This is a genomic window from Acinetobacter septicus (assembly GCF_019355975.1).
Lineage (GTDB): Bacteria > Pseudomonadota > Gammaproteobacteria > Pseudomonadales > Moraxellaceae > Acinetobacter > Acinetobacter ursingii.
Window position 1 is genome coordinate 330,985 of the sequence record NZ_CP079898.1, and the last position, 22,453, is coordinate 353,437.

The 22,453-nt window shown below is 39.4% G+C and carries 22 protein-coding genes; 9 read left to right on the forward strand and 13 right to left on the reverse strand.

All coding sequences use genetic code 11. From position 1 onward, the window contains the following. Positions 1 to 165 precede the first annotated feature (165 nt). A complete protein-coding gene (locus I6L31_RS01705) occupies positions 166 to 525 on the forward strand; it encodes a hypothetical protein (RefSeq protein ID WP_004989306.1) in 360 nt (119 codons plus the stop codon). 118 nt (positions 526 to 643) lie between these two features. Further along, positions 644 to 967, forward strand: coding sequence for a hypothetical protein (locus tag I6L31_RS01710; RefSeq protein WP_005004071.1), 324 nt, complete (start codon positions 644 to 646; stop codon positions 965 to 967). Here the strand turns inward: I6L31_RS01710 and I6L31_RS01715 are convergent. Both I6L31_RS01715 and I6L31_RS01720 read right to left on the reverse strand, forming a co-directional pair. After that, complete coding sequence (locus I6L31_RS01715) at positions 891 to 2,456, reverse strand: insulinase family protein (RefSeq protein WP_005004076.1); 1,566 nt, start codon at positions 2,454 to 2,456, stop codon at positions 891 to 893. The genes I6L31_RS01710 and I6L31_RS01715 overlap by 77 nt on opposite strands. A gap of 10 nt (positions 2,457 to 2,466) precedes the next feature. Continuing rightward, positions 2,467 to 3,834 carry a M16 family metallopeptidase gene (locus I6L31_RS01720; protein WP_005004077.1) on the reverse strand — a complete coding sequence of 456 codons (1,368 nt, stop codon included), beginning with the start codon at positions 3,832 to 3,834 and terminating at the stop codon, positions 2,467 to 2,469. 242 nt (positions 3,835 to 4,076) lie between these two features. On the opposite strand from I6L31_RS01720, the gene ftsY reads away from it, so the two are divergent. From ftsY to I6L31_RS01735, 3 genes are all read left to right on the forward strand, one after another. Continuing rightward, positions 4,077 to 5,210, forward strand: a complete 1,134-nt coding sequence (gene ftsY / locus I6L31_RS01725) for a signal recognition particle-docking protein FtsY (RefSeq protein ID WP_005004080.1) — start codon at positions 4,077 to 4,079, stop codon at positions 5,208 to 5,210. A 190-nt stretch (positions 5,211 to 5,400) separates the two neighbouring features. Beyond that, positions 5,401 to 5,997 carry a nitroreductase family protein gene (locus tag I6L31_RS01730; RefSeq protein ID WP_004989296.1) on the forward strand — a complete coding sequence of 199 codons (597 nt, stop codon included), beginning with the start codon at positions 5,401 to 5,403 and terminating at the stop codon, positions 5,995 to 5,997. Between the two features lie 224 nt (positions 5,998 to 6,221). After that, complete coding sequence (locus I6L31_RS01735) at positions 6,222 to 6,905, forward strand: DUF2057 family protein (RefSeq protein ID WP_004997457.1); 684 nt, start codon at positions 6,222 to 6,224, stop codon at positions 6,903 to 6,905. Positions 6,906 to 6,964: 59 nt separating this feature from the next. Here I6L31_RS01735 and I6L31_RS01740 read toward each other — a convergent pair whose 3' ends face one another. From I6L31_RS01740 to I6L31_RS01775, 8 genes are all read right to left on the reverse strand, one after another. Then, positions 6,965 to 7,261 (reverse strand): cyd operon YbgE family protein, encoded by a 297-nt coding sequence (locus I6L31_RS01740; protein ID WP_004989293.1) that lies wholly within the window; start codon positions 7,259 to 7,261, stop codon positions 6,965 to 6,967. Positions 7,262 to 7,265: 4 nt separating this feature from the next. Beyond that, a complete protein-coding gene (gene cydX / locus I6L31_RS01745; RefSeq protein WP_000270276.1) occupies positions 7,266 to 7,367 on the reverse strand; it encodes a cytochrome bd-I oxidase subunit CydX in 102 nt (33 codons plus the stop codon). An 18-nt stretch (positions 7,368 to 7,385) separates the two neighbouring features. Beyond that, entirely contained in the window at positions 7,386 to 8,531 is a 1,146-nt protein-coding gene (cydB, locus tag I6L31_RS01750; protein WP_005004082.1) for a cytochrome d ubiquinol oxidase subunit II, read from the reverse strand. Continuing rightward, complete coding sequence (locus I6L31_RS01755) at positions 8,528 to 10,114, reverse strand: cytochrome ubiquinol oxidase subunit I (protein ID WP_004989287.1); 1,587 nt, start codon at positions 10,112 to 10,114, stop codon at positions 8,528 to 8,530. The genes cydB and I6L31_RS01755 overlap by 4 nt, the downstream gene beginning before the upstream one ends. After that, entirely contained in the window at positions 10,114 to 10,305 is a 192-nt protein-coding gene (gene cydP / locus I6L31_RS01760) for a cytochrome oxidase putative small subunit CydP (RefSeq protein WP_004989285.1), read from the reverse strand. Before cydP ends, I6L31_RS01755 begins: the two co-directional genes overlap by 1 nt. A gap of 390 nt (positions 10,306 to 10,695) precedes the next feature. Beyond that, positions 10,696 to 11,307 (reverse strand): OB-fold-containig protein, encoded by a 612-nt coding sequence (locus I6L31_RS01765; RefSeq protein ID WP_004989281.1) that lies wholly within the window; start codon positions 11,305 to 11,307, stop codon positions 10,696 to 10,698. Positions 11,308 to 11,324: 17 nt separating this feature from the next. Further along, on the reverse strand, positions 11,325 to 11,633 hold the full coding sequence (locus tag I6L31_RS01770; protein ID WP_004989278.1) for a Rieske (2Fe-2S) protein: 309 nt from the start codon (positions 11,631 to 11,633) through the stop codon (positions 11,325 to 11,327). Between the two features lie 17 nt (positions 11,634 to 11,650). Next, the gene (locus I6L31_RS01775) at positions 11,651 to 12,655 is read right to left on the reverse strand and encodes an adenosine kinase (protein WP_004997467.1); all 1,005 of its coding nucleotides are present in this window, start codon (positions 12,653 to 12,655) and stop codon (positions 11,651 to 11,653) included. A gap of 372 nt (positions 12,656 to 13,027) precedes the next feature. On the opposite strand from I6L31_RS01775, the gene I6L31_RS01780 reads away from it, so the two are divergent. Next, positions 13,028 to 15,967, forward strand: coding sequence for an insulinase family protein (locus I6L31_RS01780; protein WP_010588704.1), 2,940 nt, complete (start codon positions 13,028 to 13,030; stop codon positions 15,965 to 15,967). A 20-nt stretch (positions 15,968 to 15,987) separates the two neighbouring features. Continuing rightward, positions 15,988 to 17,181: a phospholipase A gene (locus tag I6L31_RS01785; protein WP_005004085.1), complete on the forward strand. Its 1,194-nt coding sequence runs from the start codon at positions 15,988 to 15,990 to the stop codon at positions 17,179 to 17,181. 100 nt (positions 17,182 to 17,281) lie between these two features. Here I6L31_RS01785 and I6L31_RS01790 read toward each other — a convergent pair whose 3' ends face one another. The 3 genes from I6L31_RS01790 to ilvA all read right to left on the reverse strand — a co-directional run bounded on the left by I6L31_RS01790 (position 17,282) and on the right by ilvA (position 20,981). After that, the gene (locus tag I6L31_RS01790; RefSeq protein ID WP_005004086.1) at positions 17,282 to 18,616 is read right to left on the reverse strand and encodes a TrkH family potassium uptake protein; all 1,335 of its coding nucleotides are present in this window, start codon (positions 18,614 to 18,616) and stop codon (positions 17,282 to 17,284) included. Beyond that, on the reverse strand, positions 18,606 to 19,271 hold the full coding sequence (locus tag I6L31_RS01795; protein ID WP_005004087.1) for a potassium channel family protein: 666 nt from the start codon (positions 19,269 to 19,271) through the stop codon (positions 18,606 to 18,608). The genes I6L31_RS01790 and I6L31_RS01795 overlap by 11 nt, the downstream gene beginning before the upstream one ends. A gap of 171 nt (positions 19,272 to 19,442) precedes the next feature. Further along, the gene (ilvA, locus tag I6L31_RS01800; protein WP_005004090.1) at positions 19,443 to 20,981 is read right to left on the reverse strand and encodes a threonine ammonia-lyase, biosynthetic; all 1,539 of its coding nucleotides are present in this window, start codon (positions 20,979 to 20,981) and stop codon (positions 19,443 to 19,445) included. A 108-nt stretch (positions 20,982 to 21,089) separates the two neighbouring features. On the opposite strand from ilvA, the gene rpiA reads away from it, so the two are divergent. Both rpiA and I6L31_RS01810 read left to right on the forward strand, forming a co-directional pair. Beyond that, positions 21,090 to 21,761, forward strand: coding sequence for a ribose-5-phosphate isomerase RpiA (gene rpiA / locus I6L31_RS01805; RefSeq protein ID WP_004989265.1), 672 nt, complete (start codon positions 21,090 to 21,092; stop codon positions 21,759 to 21,761). Then, positions 21,761 to 22,435 (forward strand): YgjP family zinc-dependent metalloprotease, encoded by a 675-nt coding sequence (locus I6L31_RS01810; protein WP_004989264.1) that lies wholly within the window; start codon positions 21,761 to 21,763, stop codon positions 22,433 to 22,435. The genes rpiA and I6L31_RS01810 overlap by 1 nt, the downstream gene beginning before the upstream one ends. Positions 22,436 to 22,453 lie beyond the last annotated feature (18 nt).

Below are 22,453 nucleotides of genomic sequence, written 5' to 3' on the forward strand. Positions count from 1 at the left end.
ATTTAGCAGTTGATTGTTAAACTAATATTACAATAAGCGTGATAAGTCAAGTAATAAATGGGGCGTGTTGCCCGAATTACAAGCTTACATGATTAAACATTCAACAAAAATATTTTTTAGTAAAATCAATATAACAATTAAATATGACATGACAAGGAGAACAACATGCTAACAACGGTCGATGGTTTTAATTTTGAAGTTCCTCCAGATGAGTCTCAAATTGTGGCTTTGGCACAATATCATCGCAAACAACTTGATGAGGCCATATTTCATCAAGAGATTCATTTAGGTGATTACTGTCTGGCACAGCGTAAGCGTGTGCATGATTTTACCCAACAGCTTGATCCGCAAACCAAGGCATGGTTTTATCGCGTCTATGATGGTGAATTATTGCGTTTGGCGGATGAAGAAGATTTGCATCCAGCAGATGCAGAAACAGGTTTGAGTTATTTCGCTATTTTGATTGTTTTGGCGATTATTGCCTTTATTTTATATTTTGCCGTTATTCGTGCGTTAATCAGCTAACTTTTATTATTTGTTCGGATGTCAAAGTACCTAATCTTCTATTTTGTTAGGAGAATGAGGCACTTTGACTTGTGTGTAACTGAAATGAGCCATACACTACATTCATTCGAGGTAAGGTATGCTCATATCAAAATATAATTTTTTAAAATTTGTAAATGAAATCAAATTAGATCGCATTTACAACAGTATCGTCGCCATCATGATTATTGCGATGTTACTGTTGGCTTTTATTGCATTACAACGTCCTATTTCTCATCCACAATATCAAATTGTCGTAAATTTATCCGACATGGCCAATAACCCAGAAACCCAAAAAATGGCACGTCGGTTATTGCATGAACAGACGATTAACCGCGCGAAATATTTTAAATTGATGCGGGCGTATCAGTTTGAGAATGCAAAGGCTCGGCACTATCCTGCGATGGCTTTAGAGGATGAATAATCTGTGGGTCAATCTGTACAGGCTTAATCGGTTCTAAATGATTTTGAAGATCTTTTAATAATTGTTCTTTATCTAGCTTTTCACTGGCAATAATGACTGTAAGGTTATCAGGGTGAATGTGTGTTCTAATTGCCCGTTGTACATCTTGTGCTGTCAATTTACGGAGCTGTTCTGGATACTTCGATAAATAATCTGAGGGTAATCCATAAAAACCAATGGAGCCAAGTTGTGCATTAATATTGGCATTGCTGCTATAGGTCATTGGAAAAGCCAGTAACATTCCACTTCGTGTTTCTTCAAGCTGTTTTTTATCGATAGGTTGTTTGACAAAATCAAGCAAAGTTTGATGTGCAACCCGAATACTATCCATCAGCTGATCTTGTTGAGTTGAATAGTTTAAACTAAAAATGCCGCTTGTCTGCGTAAAGCTAAATGTACTATATGCGCCATAAGTATAACCACGTTTTACCCGAAGCTCTTTCATGAGCAATGAGTTAAATCCTGAACCACCTAGCATTTGATTGGCAAGTTCTAGAGCTAGCTGATCTGGATCATTTCGACTTACACCCAAATGTCCCATCGTGACATAGCTTTGTGTGGACTGATAAGGAATGTGCTGAATGTTAAAGCCCTGCTGTAGCTTGGGTTGAACAAGCGGTGGAGCAGCATGCCCTTGGGGTAAGGATTGAATGATTTTAATGCTGAGATCACTGGCTTGTTGTGTGGTGAGTTGTCCTGTCATTGCGATATTCATATTTTGTGCGACCAGTAACTCTTGGCGAAACTGTTTGAGCAATGCAGGAGTAATCTTACGAATGCTGGCATGAGTTCCCGTGATTGGTTCTGCATAGGGGTGTGTTCCATATAAAGTACGATAAAGTTTAATATCAATTAAACGATTTGGATTTTCTTGCAGCTGGCGTTGACCAACTTGCGTATTGCTATATATAAGATTTAAGCTGGATGGATTAAATGTTGCGTGATTAAGTACTTCTAGCATGAGGTTGATAGCGGACTGCATTTTTTGGGGATCTGACATCACTCGTAAACGCACGACAAACATATCTCGATATGCTTTGACACTAAATTGTGCACCGAGTTGTTCAAAGGTATTGGCGATTTGGGCAGCAGTATAGTTTTCGGTTCCTTCAGTCATCAGATTGGCAGCCATATTGGCAATACCAAATAAACCTTTGCCTATACGCTCATCTTGTGCCGAACCCGCATTAAAGGTGAGTTGTATATCCACAATCGGCAATGCTTGTGATTCAACAAATAGTGTTCGCACTTGATTGGCATTTTTTAGATCATGCACATAAGGTGCTTGTTCAGCAGTACTTTTTGAAATATTTTTGAGACTACTCAGTTGTGAAATGGATTTTAGTTGAGACGGATCATCTTGTTCAGCAACACTTTGATCCACAATATCTGCAAAGGCTGGACTAGAGAGCAGGGATGTCAATATGAGCACGAGTAGGGTATTGTTCATTATTAATCCTTTATTTTTCTTGTTCTGGTTCTAGGTATAAAGTGGTGAGATTGCTTTTAACAAAATAAGCATTAGCTACTCGTTGAATATCTTGTGGTGTTACCGTCTGATAATGTTCAGGCAAATTATCCACCAGCCGATAACTCAAACCATTAACTTCAAGTAATCCAATCATATGTGCCTGACCAATAATATCGTCTTGGCTATAGATCAGATTGGAAACAAAGTTATTGGTGACACGCTCTAGTTCAACGGGTTCAATCAGTTCAGTTTTAAGGGAATCTATTTCTTTTTGAATGGCTTCTTGAGCAGATGAGAGACTGATCCCATCCGCAGGCAAGGCGGTAATTGTAAATAAACTGTCACCACGATTATAAGGATCATAATTGATACTTATCGAGCTAAGAATTTTTTTGTCACGTACCAGTTTTTGTTGCAAACGTGAAGAAATATTGCCATCCAAAAGTGCCTGAATAATTGTTAGTGCATAGGCATCTTGCGGATTTTTGGCGGTCTTGATAGAACGAACATTCCAGGCCATATACAAATTCGCTACATGGACAGGCAATTCAACTTCCATGTGTCGATAGCCCACACGATCAAATTCCAACACGTCATTACGCTCGCCTGAAACCTGTTTGGGAATCTGTCCGAAATACTTTTGAACCTGTTTGAGCGTTGCCTCTGCATCCACATCACCAATAATCACTAAGGTGGCATGATTAGGGCTATACCAAGTTTTGTACCATTGTTTAAGGTCTTCTAACTGAATGTTTTGCAGATTTTTCATATAACCAATTACAGGTTGCCGTGCATGACTGGTGGGGAAAGCCAGCCATTTAAAACGTTCAAATGCGAGCGCGCGAGGATTATCGTCGGTACGTTGACGACGTTCTTCCATGACCACATTCATTTCAGTTGAAAAATCGCTTTGACGTAATACCAGATGGGTCATCCGATCTGCTTCAAGTTCCAAAGCCATAGGTAGATAAGCTTTGGGATAAAGTTGATAATAATTGGTATAATTGCTCGAAGTGGCCGCATTGACTCGACCACCATAAATGCGGCTTAAACGGGTAAACTCATTATCAGGAACTTTAGTTGTTCCTTTAAACATCATATGTTCAAGCGCATGAGATACCCCTAAAATATTGCCTGATTCGTCACTGCTACCGACTGCATACCAAATTTGACTAATTGCAATCGGGGCACGATGATCTTCCCGAATAATCACTTTCAAACCATTGGTGAGTGTGGTTTCAAAAGTAGTGCGTCCAAGTTGGCTTTGTGTTTCTGCATGACTTGTAGTCAGCGTTAAGAAAATTAAAGAAAAATGAAGTACAGGGAGTTTAAGACATTGTCGTAACGATTTGAACACAAGCCGTCCATAGGTATTTCTCATATTTCAATCTATTTTTAAAAAAATAACGTTTAAACTCAAGAATATCCTGTTGTGTTTTAGTGAAGTTTCTTTATCTGGATGATCGCAAAACACCTTGCAATACCAATCATTTTCAGGGCTAATTGCACTTTAAAAGCAGTTTGAATAAGCTCAGGCAATACAGAGAATCTGTGCTAAACTCTTTGTTTTTTAACCCGCTGCTTTTCAAGGGAATCGGTATGCAACAGCAATCGAATATGCAAAATAAATTCTTGATTGATGCTGACATTGGCGATGACGATGTCACATTACCAAACTTACCTGCTGTCAATGTTCCAATTATTGATGATGCTGTAAAAACACAAGAATCCGCTTTACCTGCTGCTGTTAAATCTGAAACCTATGATCTTGAAGATACTGAGCAAAGTTCGGCTGAGACCCAATCTAAAGGTGGCTTCTTTAGCCGTATGAAAGATGGATTGACCAAAACTCGCCGTAATTTGGCTGATGGTATGGTCAACATCCTGATTGGCGGTAAAGAGATCGATGATGAGCTTTTAGAGGAAGTTGAAGAGCAATTATTGGTTTCTGACATTGGCGTAGACGCCACCAAAACCATTATTACCAATTTGACTGAGCGTACTGCGCGTGGTGATTTGATCTATTCACATTCACTTTATAAAGCGTTGCAGGAAGAACTGGTGGCTTTGCTTGCACCAAGAGTTAAACCTTTACATATCGACCCAAATAAAACACCTTATGTGATTTTAATGGTGGGCGTAAATGGTGTAGGTAAAACCACAACCATTGGTAAATTAGCCAAGCGTTTACAAGGCGAAGGTAAAAAAGTCATGCTAGCAGCAGGAGATACCTTCCGTGCTGCGGCGACTGAACAGTTACAAATCTGGGGTGAGCGCAATAATATTCCAGTAGTGGCACAAGGGCATGGTGCAGATAGTGCATCGGTGATTTTTGATGCTTTTGAAAGTGCACGCGCGAAAGGAATTGATGTATTAATTGCCGATACAGCAGGTCGTTTGCATAATAAAAGTAACCTGATGGAAGAGCTTAAGAAAGTTAAGCGCGTAATGCAGAAAATTGATGCGACTGCACCGCATGAAATTATGCTGGTGGTAGATGCGGGCACAGGACAAAATGCCATCAATCAGGTTCAGGAATTTGATCAGGCAGTTGGTTTAACAGGAATTACCATTACTAAACTGGATGGTACAGCGAAAGGTGGAGTGCTTTTTAATATCGCCAGTCGTACTCATGTACCTATTCGTTTCATTGGTGTGGGTGAAAAAATTGATGATTTACGTCCATTTTCAGCCAAATCTTTTGTGGCAGCATTATTTGAAACCGATAAATAATCTGATCTAAACTTTGAAACTCCACTTCGTGTGGAGTTTTTTGTTTTGATGACGCGCTAAAGCATGAAACTGTTCTAAAAATAAAACAGTATGTAATAAAATTAGTAATGAAGACGCCATAAGAGTTGCATAAACTAATCATCATTCCAGATCACGACCGATTAGGTCAAATGTACACAGGACATAACAAATGACATCGTTCTTAGATAAAATTAAAAATCGTCGCAGTATCTATGCAATCGGAAAAAATGTTGCATTAGAACAAGCTGAGATTGAGCAAATCATTAAAGATGCTGTAAAACACAGTCCATCTTCATTCAACTCACAATCTTCACGTGTAGTGATTCTATTTGGTGATTCGCATCATAAATTTTGGGAAATTGTACGTGAAACTTTAAGAAAAATTGTTCCTGAAGCTGCTTTTGCCGCGACAAGTGGCAAGCTTGATAGTTTCTCTGCGGGTTTTGGCACAGCGCTATTCTATGAAGACCAAGCTGTGATTAAAGGTTTACAAGAACAATTTGCATTGTATGCTGATAACTTCCCAGTTTGGTCTGAACACTCAACTGCGATTGCACAATTTGCAGCGTGGACAGCATTGGCAGAACATAATGTCGGTGCGTCACTTCAACACTACAATCCAATTGTGGATGATGAAGTTGCAACAACTTTTGGTATTCCACATAACTGGAAACTTCGCGCGCAATTGGTCTTTGGTTCAATTGAAGCAGAAGCGGGCGATAAAGATTTTATGAGCGATGATGAGCGTTTTAAAACCTTTAACTAAGCTTTAATATTCTTTTAAACATCAAGAGCGCGTTTACGCGCTCTTTTTTATGAGGATGTATTGGAAGTTATGTTTAGCATTGATGCATACACCTGATGACTAAGTATTTAAATATTATTATAAAATTTAATAGCTTAGTCATATATTTGAAATATTTGTCATAAAATTGTCACAACTGCGCTGCATAGTGCTCATGGTTTAAAAAAATGTAGAGAAATCCGACAATGACTTCAAAATTCACACTCGCCGCATTAAGTTTATGTTTAAGTAGCTCTGTTTTTGCAGCTGCGACGATTACGGCTCCAGAGGAAATCGTAATATTGGCGGTCAATGACCAAGAGGTGAATTCAGGGTTATTGCGTAAAAAAGAAAATGATTACAAAGTTGATGCTGGCGAAATCAGTATTAGTGTTCGTTATCAGGAATTTTTTCAGCATTTAGATGGTGAGCACGATATTGTTAAATCTGGAATAGTAACGTTAAAAACGCCACCCCTAAAAGATGGAGCAACTTATCAACTAGATTTGGTTAATGCGCCGTCAAATTTTGAAGATGCAAAAAAATACGCTGAACAACCAACAATTGGTCTTTATAATGCAAATCACCAATTACTTGTTCAGCAAACAGGTGCCAATACAGAAGCTAAGCCTTGGTTTAACAGAGGGCTTTTTGGCAAAGCTTATGATTTAACTCAAACTAAATCTGCACCAGCAAATCAACCTGCACCCGTATATGCAACTCAAACTGTAGTGGCTAAAGAAAGCGTTGCTGTTCCAACCACAGTGATCAACCCTCAAGCTTCGAATGCAGTTAAAAGCAACGATCAACAATTGGTTGAGTTATGGCAAAAATCTTCAAAAACAGAACGCCAAAAATTTATGGCGTGGCTAGCAGGGCAGTCAAATTAAGATAAATCTTAAGCATAAAAAAACCTCCGAAATTTCGGAGGTTTTTTATTGAGTGACTATTATTTAACAAACCATAGATAATAACCAATCAACATCAGTGGCCATGAGATGTAAGGACTAAATAACCATTTCCACAACCAAAATTGGGGAATGTAGCCTACACCATGAATAAAGCCGCCTGAAATTCCTAGCATAACCAGCATAAGAACACTGTGATTGTAGTGTCCGTTTGCATCTAGCATCATGCCAGGATGGACCAACAATACAGCTGCAAGTGGCAATGCCAACAAAAATGAAATTACCATCGCAATGGTCTGCGCTTTACTTCTTTTTACTGTTGTCACTGCTTCAGCCATAATGTTATTCCTCATCTAAATTTTGATGATGCTCAATATAAAGAGCGCTTAGAACACCTGCAAAACAAGCCATCAATATTCCAAGAATCCATGCGAAATACCACATATATTTCTCCTCGTGACCTTAGTACAAACTATGTGAATTAGCTTGAATGTCTTTATTGGTAATGACACCCCACATTTTATAGTAGCACCAGAAGGTATAACTTAATACGATTGGTACAAAAATACATGCAGCAACGGTCATGACACCTAGTGTTTTATGACTTGAAACAGCATCCCACATAGTAAGACTTGAAACAGGGCTGATACTAGATGGCATAAGGAACGGAAATAATGCAAAACCAGCAGTTAAAATAGTTCCAACAATCGCTAAAGCAGACCCAAGAAAGCTTAATCCTGCTTTATTTTTACTCGAAGCAAATAAAGCAATCAGACCACCAAGAATACCCACAATAGGTGCAACCATAGTGATTGGATATTGGCTATAGTTGTTTAGCCAACCGTGATTCGCATTGGTCACTACTTCTTTTGCTAAAGGATTTGCAACACCGTTGGTATCAAAAGGTTGTACCAAGGTATAACCTTCAATGTTACCAAAATAAAGCCAAGCACCAGCAGCAATAAAGCAAATAAGGTATACAACAGACATAATTTGAGTTGCTTTAGCCGCACGGCGATGTAGCGCAGCATCTGTACGCAGCATGAGCCAAGCTCCACCGTGGGCACACAACATAGCAACACTCACTAGACCACATACCACAGAGAATGGGTTAAGTAAGCCAAAGAAATTACCGTCATAGTGAGAACGGACAGTTTCATCCAGACTAAAAGGTACACCAACCAGCATGTTGCCGAATGCTACACCAAATACAAGTGCTGGAACAAAACTACCAATACAAAGTCCCCAATCCCAAGAGTTACGCCATTTGGTATTTTCAAGTTTAGATCGATAATCAAAACCAACAGGTCTTAGAAAAAGTCCAAACAGAACGAGCAATAAGGCCCAATACATCCCCGAGAAAGCGACCGCATAAACCATTGGCCATGCTGCAAAAATTGCACCACCCGCAGTAATTAACCAGACCTGATTACCATCCCAGTGCGGAGCAATCGTATTGATTGCTACGCGACGTTCATTATCAGTTTTACCGACGAAAGGCATCAAAATCATGGCACCCATATCGAAACCGTCAGTTAGGGCAAGCCCGATCAGGAGTACCCCGACCAAGACCCACCAAATTATTTTTAGGAGTTCATATTCGATCATGATTGAGCCTCCTCAGCGACCAAATTCGAGTTCTCTTGTTTTTCAAAATGGTATTTACCAGTATGAAGTGAGCTTGGACCTAAGCGTGCAAACTTGATCATTAGATACATTTCAATAATGAGCAGTACTGTGTAGAACGCTGCAAGTGCTATGATTGAGCCCCATACATCTCCAGTACTTAAACTAGATGCGGAGAGGTGAGTAGGTAATACTTCACCGATCGTCCAAGGTTGACGACCACCTTCTGCTACATACCAGCCAGTTTGAGCCGCAATCCACGGTAATGGCAAAGCAAACAAAGCAAACTTAAGTAACCATGGTTTATCTTCAGCATTGCGTTTAGCCACAGACCATGCCGCCAAGATGAAGAGCAAGAGCATGAGGAAGCCACAAGCAACCATGATACGGAACGTAAAGAATAAAGCAGGAACGTTCGGAATACTGTCTTTTACAGCAGATTGAATGTTGGCTTCAGTCGCATCAGTGACATTTTCGGTATATTTTTTCAATAATAAACCGTAGCCTAAATCTTTCTGGTTTTCTTTAAATGAGTTAAGCAAATCTGGAGATTTATCGCCTGCACGAAGTTTCTCAAGCTCGCTATACGCCACCATACCATTACGAATGCGTAGTTCATGTTCTTTCATCAAGTCGGTAATACCAGTGACTTGCTGATCGGTTGAACGTGTTGCAATTAGACCTAATGCGTAAGGAATTTTAATCGCATAATCAGTGCGCATTTCTTGCTGATTTGGGATACCAAATAGAGTAAAACTGGCTGGTGCTGGTTGAGTTTCCCATTCGGATTCAATAGCGGCAAGTTTTGCTTTTTGGACATCGCCTAATTCATAGCCAGATTCATCACCTAGTAAAATAACCGATAATGTAGAAGCTAAACCAAAAATAGCAGCAATGGCGAAAGAGCGACGGGCAAATGGCAAGTCACGTTTTTTCAACAGGTAATAACTAGAAATCGCTAATACAAAGATCGCACCAGTGACATAGCCTGCCGAAACAGTATGTACAAATTTAACCTGAGCGACAGGGTTAAAAATAAGTGCTGCGAAATCGGTCAGTTCCATACGCATGGTTTCATAGTTAAATGCAGCACCGACAGGGTTTTGCATCCAGCCATTTGCGACCAAAATCCATAATGCGGACATATTTGAACCAATAGCAACTAACCATGTCACACCAAGATGCTGTACTTTTGATAAACGATTCCAGCCGAAGAAGAACAAACCAATAAAAGTCGATTCTAAAAAGAAAGCCATTAGACCTTCAATCGCCAGTGGCGCACCAAAAATGTCACCTACATAGTGTGAATAGTAAGCCCAGTTAGTACCAAACTGGAATTCCATAGTCAGACCAGTCGTTACACCTAAAGCAAAGTTGATACCGAAAAGTTTTCCCCAGAACTTAGTCATATCTTTATAAATTTCTTTACCAGAAATGACATATGTCGTTTCCATAATGGCAAGAAGAAAAGCAAGGCCTAAAGTCAGAGGGACAAAAATGAAGTGATACATTGCGGTCATAGCGAACTGGAACCGCGAAAGATCGACCACGCTTTCAGAAATCATCAACGTGTCTCCTTGATTTGGGAATTTGTGCCAGCGATACGCTCGGCAACTTGATTGTCAAAATTTTTAGGGATAGTAGGGGCGTCAAACCAGATATGTTTAATTGTCAGTAAAAGAACAATCTTAATTATTAATATGATTGTAATTTCTTTGACTAAACGTTGATTAAAATCTTTTTTCATTAAGCTCATATATACAAGCCTATCTGGATGGTTTAACCATATTATTAATGACATAAACAAAAAAATAAACAATTAAAACAATTAAAATAAAAATATATTATTAATTTGTTTTATATCAATTACTTATAAATATATTTTTTGATTTAAAAAATAATAAAAAACATATTAAAGCAGTCTAGTTTAGGCTGAAATAAATCAGACTAAAACGGTTGTATTTAATATTTTAAATCCGACTAAAATAGTAATAATTAAATTTCAGGCGAAATTAAATACCCAACTAAAATGGTCGGATTGTAGTTATGTGGGTATAGTTAAATATCGAGATTAAATTTTTAATTTACTCATTATATTTGAATGATCCTAAGTCAATTTTTCTTATTGATTAAAAGATATACATGATTATTGTTGTGGTGTAAATAAGTGATTTGATACTGCAATTTTTTTGGCGATGTAATGAGTCTGTTTAAAACGAATTAAAATCACTTGTGAGCGAAATTCTAATTCTCCAAATTCTGGTTCAACTTGTACATAATGAATCTGACCAAATTCGTCCCGAATTCGGGCTTGTGCTGAAAATCCTGGACGAGCATTGCCGCTTGAGATGGTTGCAAGTCGCCCAAGTAGACTGGTGTTGTGATGTTCGATCTGTGGCTTGATGACTTGATCAAGACAGTGGATCATAAATACCGTAAAGAAGATGGCAATAATCAGTGCAGGCAAAATCAGATAGAAGGGCGAAACAAAGCTGTGCTGTTTGGCAAAAAAAGCAAGTTGTAAAAAATAGCCAGCAAAACTGAAATTGATTAAAAGAAAAACAAGAATGAGAACTTTTGAAAACTTGACATTAAGCAGTGGCGAATACACAAGCCAATTTGGAGAAACTTTCTGAATAATTGTACTGGGACGTATCCCAATATAAATCCCAATAGTTTCTGCCATGCTGAGAATAATTAAAGCAACCACACTTAAATGAAAAGGAAGCAAGTCGTAGTTGAAGAAAAATTCTGACATGGCAAAAACCTGAGAAATTATTCTGTTAAGTAAATTCCACCATCTGAATGTATCTGAATTTCAACTTTCGTCAAAAACTCACCCAAACAAGGGCCAGAAATACATTCACCCGTTTCTACATTAAACAGCGCACCATGTGTTGAACACTCGATAAATTCCTGATCTTGATCTAGAAATTGATTTTCCAGAAATTCAAGTTCAACTTGTAGGTGTGGGCAGATATTTTGATAAGCAAAAAAACCGCCATCACGTTGCGTAATAAAAATAGTCTCTCCCTGAGGCGTTTCATAAGAACGCGCTTCACGTTCAGGGATATCCTCGGTCATGCAAATTTTTTCCATATTTATGCACATTCAGTCTGGAAATTTTTAAGCAGTTTAGCATAGTTTTCAATATCTAAACGCGGGCCATATTGGGCAACCACTTCACTTGAAATCAAAATAGCAAGCTGAGTTGCATCTTCAAGAGACATGTGTTGATTAAGGGCATATAAGAATGCACCTGCAAAGGCATCACCCGCACCATTGGCATCAACAGCAGTAACACGACGACCACCTAAATGAAAATGTGTGTTAGCTGAATATACCGAAGCACCTTTGGCGCCTTGTGTAATGACAATGGTATGATTTTTTAATTTCAATTTGGCAAAAGCTTCATCCAATGTATGCGTTTCTGTATACATGAGCGCTTCTTGTTCATTACAGAACAACACATCAACGCCTTCATCAATCAGTTCATTGAGACCTTCGCGGGCATATTGAACCATCGCAGGATCCGAAAGCGATAAAGCAATTTTGACTCCATGTTCACGTGCAATCTGGCGTGCTTGTTTGACAGCTAGTCGAGCTGAAGGACTAGTCGAAAGATATCCTTCGATGTAAAGCCATTTTGCTTTTTTTAACGGTTCGTAATCGACCTGTTCCGCAGAAAGCTCGGTGGTGATCCCTAAATAAGTATGCATGGTACGTTCTGTATCTGGGCTAATCAGTACCATACAAGTACCCGTTACGCCATCCGTTTTTGATTTTGTGGAAGTGTAAATATCGGCGTCATTTAAACCATCAAGGTAAATTTGACCGAGTTCGTCATTTCCAACTCGACAGGCATAAAAAGCAGAACTACCTAAAGCACTAAACGCGACCGTTGTGTTTGCCGCAGATCCACCACTGGCTTGACCTTTATAATCCTGAGAATTGAGCAGGTTTTGATATAATGCGGCTTGAGTTGGACCATCCGTTAACTGCATGGTGCCTTTTTGCAAGCCTTGTTGAATTAGAAAATCATCAGAAATTTTAAATTCCTGGTCAATAAGTGCATTTCCAATTGCAAAAAGGTCAACAGTTGCCATGATTGTCTTCACAGGTAAAATCAAAGCACACAGTTTACACGATTGTTCAGTTTTACTGTAGTTCGATGAATAAATTTCATTATTGAAGCAGATGGACTGTCTTTATTTACTAAACTGCGTTGTTTGAAAAATGGGCTATAGCTTTTTTATTGATGAGCAAAGTCATTATCGAAAGGACATGTGATGATGTTCACTCGGGAACAGGTAATTCTATGAAAATTTAAAATAAAGTATGAATTTTTATAAAGTGGCTCGAATAGCCACAAAAATACAGCAAAACAAAGAAATTGTGTCAGATTAAAACTACCAAAATGGCATCTGACTAAGGCTATAATGGAGACCAATTATCAAAGCGAAATTTTAGGAGATCACATGACGGTAGATGTCACTGGAACTATTAATCAAACTGTACATCCTGCGTTTCAGTTGGTACGTCAACATCATGTTGAAGCTTTGGATATTTTAGTTTCTGAATATGCTCATAAAGTGACGGGCGCTGTTCATTATCATTTAGCCACTTCACATGATGAAAATGTTTTTTTAGTGGCATTTCGTACCCAACCGATGGATTCAAAAGGTACAGCACATATTCTTGAGCATACGGCACTGTGTGGTTCAGAGAAATTTCCTGTACGTGATCCATTCTTCTTGATGATTCGCCGTTCATTAAATACATTTATGAACGCATTCACGGCGGCAGACTGGACGGCTTATCCATTTGCAACACAAAATAAAAAAGATTTTCAAAACTTATTATCTGTTTATCTGGATGCTGCGTTTGCAGCAAATTTGAACCCGCTTGATTTTGCTCAAGAAGGGATTCGTATTGAGTTAGAAAATGGCGAACCTGTTTATAAAGGCGTGGTATTTAATGAAATGAAAGGCGCGATGAGTGCACCTTCAGATCAGCTTTATCACCAACTGGCTTATCATTTATTTCCTGAAACGACTTATCATTATAATTCTGGTGGTGATCCGAAAGACATTCCAGATTTAAGTTATGAGCAATTGGTCAATTTTTATAAGTCGCATTATCATCCAAGCAATGCGGTGTTTATGACTTTTGGAAATCAAAGTGCTTATGATCTGCAAGAGCAATTTGAAAAACTGGCTTTGGCAAAGTTTGAAAAGGGTACGACACTTTATTCAACCCCAGAAAAACGTTTGACCGCACCGATTGAAGTGACTGAAACCTATGCAGTCGATAGCGAAGATTTAACTGACAAAACCTATCATGTATTGGCTTGGTTATTACCTCAAGCCAGCGATATCAAGTTACGTTTGGGAATGCGTCTGGTCGAAGGTATTCTGCTTGAAAATTCTGCTTCACCATTGCGTCACTATCTGGAAACTTGTGGTTATGCCCAATCGACGGGTCCGCTCATGGGTGTGGATGATTCTAATTTTGAGATGACCTTCTATTGTGCTGTGCAAGGTTCAAATGCTGAGCATGCTGAAGAGTTTAAACAGGGCGTTCTCAAGGTTTTGCAGGATGTTGCCTCTAAACCGATTGATCAGGCCTTGGTTGATGCAATTTTGCATCAGATCGAATTGCATCAGCGCGAAATCAATGGCGATGGTATGCCTTATGGTTTGAGTTTGATCTTAAATGGTTTGGGCAGTGCGATTCACCATAATGATCCGATTCATGTTTGGGATGTAGATACTGCCATTGATCAGGTTAAAGAAGAACTCGAAGATCCGATGTGGTTGTCGAATTTGATTCAAACCTATCTTTTGGATAATTCACATCGTGTACAAATGACCCTGATCCCAGATGCTGAAAAGTCTGTGAAAGAGCAAGCGGATGAAAAAGCACGTCTGACAAAAATTGCTGAACATTTAACCGATGCTGATCGTGCTGAGATTGAGGCTAAAACCCAAGCATTAAAGGAGCGTCAGGATACACCTGATGATCTGGATTTATTGCCAAAAGTCGGATTAGAAGATGTTCCAGCAGATTTACACATTGTGCAGGGGCAACTTCGGGAAATTATTTCCAATCGGCATGATTATCCTCTGAATTTATATCATGCGGGAACCAACGGGATTTATTATCAACAGGTGTTGATTGAGATTCCAGAGGAAGTGGTGCAGTCGCCTTATTTTAGTCTATTGTCAATTTTGATGGGTGAAGTGGGTGCGGGCGAATATGATTATTTGACTCTGCAACAAGTACAGACGGCCTTGAGTGGTGGTTTGGGCATGGGCGCTTCATTACGTAGTAAAGTGGATGATAAAGGTAAAATTAGTGCGTGGTTGACATTGACCACCAAATCCTTAAATGAGCGATTAGATGCGATTGGTTTGTTAAAACTGGCTTTTGAAAAGCTTCGTTTTGATGAAAAAGATCGAATTATTGAGTTATTACAACAACGTAAAACACGTTGGAAATCACGTTTGTCTGGCTCTGGTCATAGCTATGCGATGCAAGCTGCATCACGCAATATGAGTGCATTGGCGCAGCGTGATTATCATAATACTGGCTTGGGTGCTTTAAACTGGCTAAGTGATCTGGTCGATGATATTGAACAAAACGATACGGCTTATGATCAATTGATTAATGAATTAAAAGCGATTCATTTGAAGCTGTTGCAAGCACCTAAACAGTTTTTATTAGTCTGTGAGGAACAACTTTCAGAACAGTTAATTGAAGAAATTCAAAATGTCTGGGATAAAGTTGAAATTGATACGCAGATTCCCGAAATTCAGAATATTTCGCATTCAGAAAATGATCATGATGAAGCATGGTTAATTCAGACCAATGTTCAGTTTTGTGCATCTGCTTATCCAGCCATTGAGGTTGCACATCCTGATGCAGCGCCGCTGATGGTACTCGCAGCCTATTTGCGCAATGGTTATTTGCACAGCGCGATTCGTGAAAAAGGCGGAGCGTATGGCGGTGGTGCAAGCTACGATGGCAATGCTTGTTCATTCCGTTTTTATAGCTATCGTGATCCACGTCTGGCTGAAACATTTAAAGATTTTGAAGCCAGTGTGGAATGGCTTTTGCATACACAGCAACAGCCCCATCAACTTGAAGAAGCCATTTTGGGATTGGTGTCGAGCATGGATAAACCTGGTTCACCTGCGGGTGAAGCCATAACGGCATGTTATGCGCTGTTGCATGCGCGTACACCAGCCTTTAGGAAAACTTTGAGAGAACGTTTGTTAAATGTCACGGTAGAGGATTTACAACGTGTGGCGCAACAATATTTAATTGATCAGAAACCCATAAAAGCTGTGGTTGCACCGTTTGCAAAACGAGAGCAACTTGAACAGCTCGGTTTTCAAATTAAACAAGTAGATTAAAAGAAAAACTGGAGAAACTTATGTCGTTCAAATCTTTTGAACGAACACCGCTACAACTGAGCATGCTGAGTATGCTCAGTTGTATGGGGGTGTCTGTTGTACATGCAGAAATGTCGGTGACATCGAATCAAACACCAAGCACTGTTGTTAAGACAGTTGAAGCACCTGCCGCACCAGCAAGTGCCAAAGCATGTGTCGCATTGGATTCAAATGCAGACCGTCTGGCTTGTTATGATGCGATTTTCAAAGCGCCTGTAGATACTCGAAACGCAATTGCAGCTCAGCTTGCTGCACCTGTTGAGCCTAAAGAGGATAAAGCGAAGCCTGAGACTTTAAAAGCCAAAGTTGAAGAGAAGGTGGGCAGTTTATTTGCATTGGAAGCTGACCCAATTGATCCGAATGTGTCTTTATTGGATAAACGTTGGGAACTCTCTGAAAAGGCAAAATTGGGCACATGGAATATCCGAGCATTCAAGCCAGTATATTTAATGCCAGTTTTCTGGACGACCAAGAAAAATGAATTTCCTTCAAGTCCAAACCCAAATAATACGGTGACAGAAAATAAAAATTTAGATTCGCTTGAGTCGAAATTTCAGCTTTCACTGAAAACAAAAGCTTGGGAAAACATCATTGGTAATAATGGCGATTTGTGGCTTGGATATACGCAGTCTTCACGTTGGCAGGTTTATAATGGTGACGAGTCACGCCCGTTTCGTGAAACCAATTATGAGCCTGAAGCAAGCTTAATGTTCCGTACCAATTATAAAGTATTTGGTTTAGATGGACGTTTGCTTGGTGTGACTTTAAACCATCAATCGAATGGTCGTTCTGATCCATTGTCGCGTAGTTGGAACCGTGTAATTTTTAATGTCGGATTTGAAAAAGACAATTTTGCCTTAATGCTACGCCCGTGGGTTCGCATTCAGGAAGATAGCAAAAATGACAACAATCCAGATATTGAGGATTATATTGGACGTGGTGATCTAACCGCATTTTATAAATGGAATGACCATGACTTTTCTTTAATGCTACGTCATTCTTTAAAAGATGGTGATGACTCGCATGGCGCTGCACAATTTGACTGGACATTCCCGATTAGTGGGAAGTTACGTGGACACTTTCAGGTCTTTGATGGTTACGGTGAAAGCCTGATTGACTACAATCATCGTGCTACGTATTTTGGTTTGGGTATTTCGCTCATGGATTGGTACTAATCCAATATAAACAGCATCATGATTTATGCTTTATCAAACGCTCAATAAACTTATTGGGCGTTTTCTATTCAATGGATGTACTAAAAATTAAAGTCGATTATTAACCAATTTGAATATCTGCACTCGGATGCTTAAGTCGACTTTTCTTGGGTGTTGCAATGAGATACGCCAGCGTAAGGGGGCCTAAACGACCTGCAAACATCAGTAAACTCAGTACAAATAAGCTACCATTATGTAATTCTCCTGTAACTCCACGAGACAAACCCACAGTGCAAGCCGCGGATACTACTTCGAAAAATAAATCCAGAAAATTTTTGTGTGGTTCCAAGATTAAGATCGTCATGAAACCGATAAAAATGAGACTTAAAGTAATCACGACAACAGCAAGTGCTTTAAACGTACTTTCATAGGAAATAGAACGATTAAATACCCGAATCTCATCATTTCGACGTAAAAAAGAAATAACACTCAATACTAAAATGAAAAAAGTACCGACTTTGATTCCACCTGCGGTACTGAGTGAGCCGCCCCCAATAAACATGAGAAACATGGTCAGTAGAGTGGAGCTATTCATCAAAGATGCGGTATCGATAGTATTGAACCCAGAAGAACGAGGTACAGTCGCCTGAAACCACGCATTTACGGCTTGCTCGCCTAGATTCATTTGCATGAGCGTCAGTGGATTATTGGCTTCAATTAACCAAATGAGTAAAAAACCACTGATATTTAAAACGGCAATGGTCGATAACACGACTTTGCTATTGGTGCTGAGCTTTTTCCAACGCTTATTTTGTTTGATATCCATCAATACCATAAAGCCAATGCCGCCAAGTATGTACAGGAAACTAATCGCAAGACATGCAAGATAATGACTTTGAAAAGTAACTAAGCTATCGGGGAATAAAGAAAATCCCGCGTTATTAAAGGCGGATACACTATAGAAAAAAGCATAATACAAAGCATGAGCGAATCCGAAGTCTGGTGTCCAGATTGACGTTAAAATGATGATTCCTGTGACTTCGAAGAATAAAGAATAAAAAAACACGGACTGTGCAATGGTGGTAACTTTAGATAAACTGGTTTGCCCCAAAGAGTCCTGCGCCATCATTTGTTGCTTTAGTCCCAATTGTGGAGCAAGACTCAATGCTGCCAGTATCGCGAAAGTCATAAAACCAAGACCGCCACACTGAATCAAAAATAGTAAAATAAGCTGACCTGTAGTGGTCAGCGATTGACCGATATTAACAACGGAAAGCCCCGTAATAGTAACTGCGGAAGTTGCTGTAAACAAAGCATCCATCCAGCTTAAGTTACCGTTATTGGCAAAAGGAAGTTTAAGTAAAAGTGTTCCAATGATGATAAAACTAAGAAATCCCAACGCCAAAAGAGAAGGTGGACTGAAATTAAAGGTTTTATTCTTAAGTTTAGCTTTCATCATAGCCTAGAAATCGTTTAGATAGTTTTTTGAGTGGTTCAAGATGACCTTCTATGATGAGAATATCTTTGGATTGTACCGCACAAGAAGGTTCTGGATCGTAAATGATATCTTTACCACGTTGTAATAAAATCGTTTTAATATGATGGGTGGCATCAATTAAACCTAATAAATGTACTCCGTTTAGATGTTTAGGAATTTCTACTTTGACGATGAAATGATCATCATTGAGTGCCATATACCGACTCACCATCGGATAGTTTAAAGCCTGCGCGACACGGACGCCCATATCTTCTTCAGGGTGAATAATTTTGTCGACATGCAGATGTGACAAAATCATATGATGCGCTTTGGTTTTTGCTTTAACCCAAATTTTAGGAACACCTAAATTTTTTAGATGTAGCACACATAAAATACTGGCTTCAATATCTTCGCCAATCGCGACCACTACAGCAGCACAATTTTTAATATTGAGTTCTTCAAGCACATGTTCATCACTCGCATCGGCGATCACCGCATGTGTCAGTTGATCGCCAATGTCTTCAACATTGCGTTTAATCGTATCTATTCCAATGACATCATGATTAAGCTGCGCAAGTTGTAATGCAACCGTTGCACCAAAACTACCTAAACCAATGACAGCGAATTGAGCCATAAAAAACCTGATCTTTGTATAATAAGTTAAATTTTAAAATTTTGGATAATGCATAATGATGAGGTTAGTTTATTATTTTTGAATAAGTTTTAGTGCAAAGAAGTGTTAAAAAAACCGATAAGGCAGGTTGATCCAAATCCAAATCGGTTTATGGTTGAAAACGCTGAAAAATTATTTCAAGAAACGCTGATAACCAATATTGGCTGTGATTTCTTCATAAGGATACGTAATGTTTTCCAATGTTTCGATTAATACATCTGGATTTTCCTGCGTATCTGTCGCCTGTAATCCAACCAGTACGCGACCTTCGGCAGCGCCGTGATTGCGATAGTGGAATAAGCTAATATTATGCGTTGGACCTAAGCGCTCAAGGAAAGTAAGTAGGGCACCTGGGCGTTCAGGAAATTCAACACGGAATAAACGTTCATTTTCAATATTGGCATGACCACCAATCAAATATCGAATATGCAGTTTAGCCACTTCATCATCAGACAAATCATCGACTTCATACAATTCTTTAAGTGAATTAAAGATCTCGATACGTTCAGCCTGACCTGATTTTAGACTGATACCGACAAATACCTGAGCTTGGTTGCTATCACTTGCACGATAATTAAATTCGGTAATATTACGGCCATGTAAAGCACGGCAGAAATTTAAAAATGCGCCTTTTTGTTCAGGAATGGTAACTGCAAAAATAGCTTCTTTATGTTCACCCAATTCAGTACGTTCAGCAATATACCGTAAGCGGTCAAAGTTCATGTTTGCGCCACAGACGATTGAGACAATATTTTTATCTTGAATTTGATGTTGTTCGACGTATTTTTTAATACCTGCAAGTGCCATTGCCCCTGAAGGTTCGACAATGCTACGGCATTCATCAAAAGTATCTTTAATGGCGGCACAAATCTCGTCTGTATTAACTAATACAACTTCGCGTTCAACAATTGGCCCAGAATTGTCTGATTTTTGCAGTTGAATCACTTCAAATGGTTTTTCACCAATTTGAGCCACCGCAGTACCATCGGCGAATAAACCGACATGCGGCAAGATCACTCGTTGATTGTGTTCAAAGGCTGCTTTCAAACAGGCTGATTCATCATATTCAACTGGAATCACTTTGACATGTGGTGCAACATCACCTAAATAAGCGGCAACCCCTGCAATTAAGCCACCACCACCCACAGCAACAAATACATATTCCACATCGCGCCATTGACGTAAAATTTCATTGGCAATCGTGCCTTGACCCGCCATGACCAGTTCATCGTCATAAGGTGGAATAAAGGTCATGCCTTCATCTTTGGCACGTTGAATCGCGTATTTATTGGCGACATCAAAAGAGTCGCCGTGTAATACGACTTCACCGCCTAAACGCTTTACGGCTTGTACTTTAATATCGGGAGTGGTTTTTGGCATCACAATAATGGCGCGTATCCCTAATTTTTGACCAGACAGAGCGACCCCTTGTGCATGGTTTCCTGCTGAAGCGGTGATGACACCACGTTCCAATTGGGATTTTGGGAGCTGGCTAATACGGTTATAAGCACCGCGTAGTTTAAAAGAAAAAACAGGTTGTAAATCTTCGCGTTTAAAACGAATGTTATTATTGAGTTTTTCACTAATTCGTGGCGCTGCTTCGAGTGGGGTTTCGATTGCAACGTCATATACCGTTGCCTGTAAAATTTGTCGAACCAAACGAGACAGCATGTTAATCTTCCATCTAACAGTTTAAAATAAACGATTATTGTAACAAACCCCTAGGCATTTGCGCCGATTAATTCGTCCTAATGTCAAAAATAATAGTTGAGTGATGTCATGAGCCTGTATGCAACCCAAGATGAGAAAAAACAAGCTGCTGCGAAAGCAGCTTTAAAACACTTGCCAAGAGGTGGCATTTTAGGAGTGGGAACAGGCAGCACAGTCAATTTTCTGATTGATCTACTACCTGAATTACAGCTCGAAGCAGCTGTTGCCAGTTCTCAGGCCACTGCCGAGCGCCTACAAAAGTTAGGCATTGAAGTAGTGGATATGAATCATGTCGGTGGCTTGGATGCATATGTTGATGGCGCTGATGAAATTGATCGCCATATGCATATGATCAAGGGTGGAGGTGCTGCGCTCACACGTGAAAAGATCGTGGCATCTATTGCCAAAAAATTCGTATGTATTGTCGATGATTCAAAATGGGTGGAACAATTAGGTCGTGAATTTCCATTACCTGTTGAAGTAATTCCAATGGCACGTTCTGCTGTCGCACGTAAAATTGTTACTTTAGGCGGTGATCCAGTCTACCGTGAAGGTGTGGTCACCGATAATGGCAACGTGATTTTAGATGTTTATAATTTAAATATCCTAAATGCCATTGAACTTGAAAAGACATTAAATGATATTCCTGGTGTGGTCACTAATGGTATTTTTGCGCTGAATCCTGCATCTGTTGCGATTGTGGCAACCAATAGTGGGATTGAAGAACGTACAGCGATTTAATGCTTTTGGAATCATTACCCGAAATTAAGATGGTCAGACATGTAAGGGCAAGACATTTGCGTTTACGTGTCGAACCGCATCAAATTCGTTTAACTGTGCCGTTATTTTGTACAAAAAAGCAAATTCAGCAATTTTTGGATCATTCGCAAGAGTGGTTATTACAAACTTGGCAGAAACAGACTCAGCAACAACAACTTGCAAGTTCAAATCTCCAGCAGATTCATTTTTTTAATCAAGATCAGCCTTATCAGATTATTTTGCGTAAACAGCATAAAAATTATCTGATTGATCATGAACAAGCGTGCGTCTTTATTCGAGAAGATAAAGGCAATACCGTGTTGAAAGATATGATCTACGACTATGCAAAACAATATTTACCCGTATATCTGAAGGAAATCAGTCAGCAGGTTGGACTTTCGTTTCGTGATTGTAGTATTCGACGGCCTAAAACCCGATGGGGAAGTTGCAGCGCGCAGCACAATATTATGTTACATGCAGGCTTGGTCTTAATGCAGCCTGAAATCGTACGCTATGTTTGCGTACATGAATTGGCGCATACGCGTTATTTTAATCATAGCGTGCAGTTCTGGGCTGAAGTTGAAAAATTCGATCCAAAATATTCCAAGCATCGTAAGCAACTGAAAAGTTATCAATTACCTGTGTGGTGGTATTAGGAGCCATAATGCATTACG